We start from the raw sequence: 2322 nt of genomic DNA on the forward strand, positions 1-2322 counted from the left end.
GGTGGGCGGGGCGCGCCCCGACGGCTTCCACGACCTGGCGAACGTCTTCCTGGCGGTGGGCCTGTACGACGTGGTCACGGTCCGCCCGGCGGACGCCCTGCGGGTGACGGTGTCGGGGGCCGACGCGGACCAGGTCCCGGCGGACGGTACGAACCTGGCGGCCCGGGCCGCCGAACTCCTCGCCTCCCGGCGGGGATTGGCGCCGAATGTGGAGATCCACATCGCCAAGGACATCCCGGTCGCCGGGGGCATGGCCGGCGGCAGCGCCGACGCGGCGGGAGCGCTGGTCGCGTGCGACGCGCTGTGGGGGACGGGCTGCTCGCGCGAGGAACTCCTCGCCCTCTGCGCCGAGTTGGGCAGCGATGTGCCGTTCAGCCTGGTGGGCGGGGCGGCGCTGGGGCGCGGCCGCGGGGAGCGGCTGACGCCGCTGGAGGTGGGCGGCGCGTTCCACTGGGTGTTCGCGATGGCGGACGGAGGGCTGTCGACGCCGGCGGTCTACCGCGAGTGCGACCGGCTGCGCGCGGAGTGCGGGCGCGGTGCGGACGTCGGCTCCGTCCCGGCGCCGGAGCCGTCTCCCGCGCTGCTGGACGCGCTCGCGGAGGGGGATCTCGCCGCGCTCGCCTCCGCGATCATGGCCGGCGGTACGAGCAACGACCTCCAGGCCGCCGCGCTCTCCCTCCGCCCCTCCCTGGCGGACACCCTCGTCGCCGGCGAGAAGGCGGGCGCGATGGCGTCCCTGGTCTCCGGCTCGGGCCCGACCTGCGCGTTCCTGACCCGGGACGAGCCCGCGGCCAAGGCCTTGGCGGAAGCCCTGACCGCCACCCGCACCTGCCGCACAGCCCGAGGAGCCCCGTCCCCAGCCCCAGGCGCGACCCTCCTGTAGGCCCACGGACACCGGGGGGCCCGCGGCGCCCTATACGCTGGTAGGTCGATCCTCCTCGGATGGGGGGACGCCCCTCGTACAGGAGTGAAATGGCCGTCAACCTGGTCAACGTCGAGACCGCCGGCAAGACGTACGGCACCCGCGCGCTCCTGGACCGCGTATCCCTCGGCGTCAACGAGGGCGATCGCATCGGCGTCGTCGGCCGCAACGGGGACGGCAAGACGACCCTGATCCGCATCCTCGCCAAGCTGGAGACCCCCGACACCGGCCGGATCACCCACGCCGGCGGCCTCCGCCTCGGTGTCCTCACCCAGCACGACTCGCTCGACCCGGCCGCCACCATCCGCCACGAGGTGGTCGGCGACCTCGCCGACCACGAGTGGGCGGGCGACGCCCGCGTCCGCGACATCATCACCGGCCTCTTCGGCGGCCTGGACCTGCCCGGCTTCGCCGAGGGCCTGGACACGGTGATCGGCCCGCTGTCCGGCGGCGAGCGCCGCCGCATCGCGCTCGCCAAGCTGCTGATCGCCGACCAGGACCTGATCGTCCTGGACGAGCCCACCAACCACCTCGACGTCGAGGGCATCGCCTGGCTCGCCGCCCACCTGCGCGTCCGCCGCTCGGCGCTCGTGGTCGTCACCCACGACCGCTGGTTCCTGGACCAGGTCTGTACGCGCATGTGGGACGTGCAGCGCGGCGCGGTGCACGAGTACGAGGGCGGCTACTCCGACTACGTCTTCGCCCGCGCCGAGCGCGAGCGCATCGCCGCCACCGAGGAGGCCAAGCGCCAGAACCTGATGCGCAAGGAGCTGGCGTGGCTGCGGCGCGGCGCCCCGGCCCGTACGAGCAAGCCCCGGTTCCGCATCGAGGCCGCCAACGAGCTGATCGCGGACGTGCCGCCGCCGCGGGACACCGCGGAGCTGATGAGGTTCGCGAACTCCCGCCTCGGCAAGACGGTCTTCGACCTGGAGAACGTCATGGTCCAGGCGGGCCCGAAGGTGCTGCTGAAGCATCTGACCTGGCAGCTCGGACCGGGCGACCGCATCGGCCTGGTGGGGGTGAACGGCGCGGGCAAGACCTCGCTGCTGCGCGCGATGGAGCGGGCGGCCCGGACGGACGGGGAGGTTCAGCCCGCGGCGGGCCGGGTCGTCGTCGGCAAGACGGTGAAGCTGGCCTACCTCTCGCAGGAGGTGGCCGAACTCGACCCGTCCTGGCGGGTGTTGCAGGCCGTCGAGCAGGTGCGGCAGCGTGTCGACCTCGGCAAGGGCCGGGAGCTGACGGCCTCGCAGCTGTGCGAGAAGTTCGGCTTCACCAAGGAGAAGCAGTGGACGCCGGTCGGGGACCTGTCGGGCGGTGAGCGGCGGCGGCTGCAGATCCTGCGCCTGCTGATGGACGAGCCGAACGTCCTGTTCCTCGACGAGCCGACCAACGACCTCGAC

At 73.6% G+C, this 2322-nt stretch carries 2 protein-coding genes; both read left to right on the forward strand.

Features of this window, described 5'->3' with window-relative positions; all coding sequences use genetic code 11:
* Position 1 precedes the first annotated feature (1 nt).
* Entirely contained in the window at positions 2 to 883 is an 882-nt protein-coding gene (locus AOK16_RS15180) for a 4-(cytidine 5'-diphospho)-2-C-methyl-D-erythritol kinase (protein ID WP_079101406.1), read from the forward strand.
* 89 nt (positions 884 to 972) lie between these two features.
* Positions 973 to 2322, forward strand: a 1350-nt coding sequence (locus AOK16_RS15185) for an ABC-F family ATP-binding cassette domain-containing protein (RefSeq protein ID WP_055472785.1), incomplete at its 3' end; no start/stop codon positions are given.

The organism is Streptomyces pathocidini, assembly GCF_001418495.1.
In the GTDB taxonomy this organism is placed as follows: domain Bacteria; phylum Actinomycetota; class Actinomycetes; order Streptomycetales; family Streptomycetaceae; genus Streptomyces; species Streptomyces pathocidini.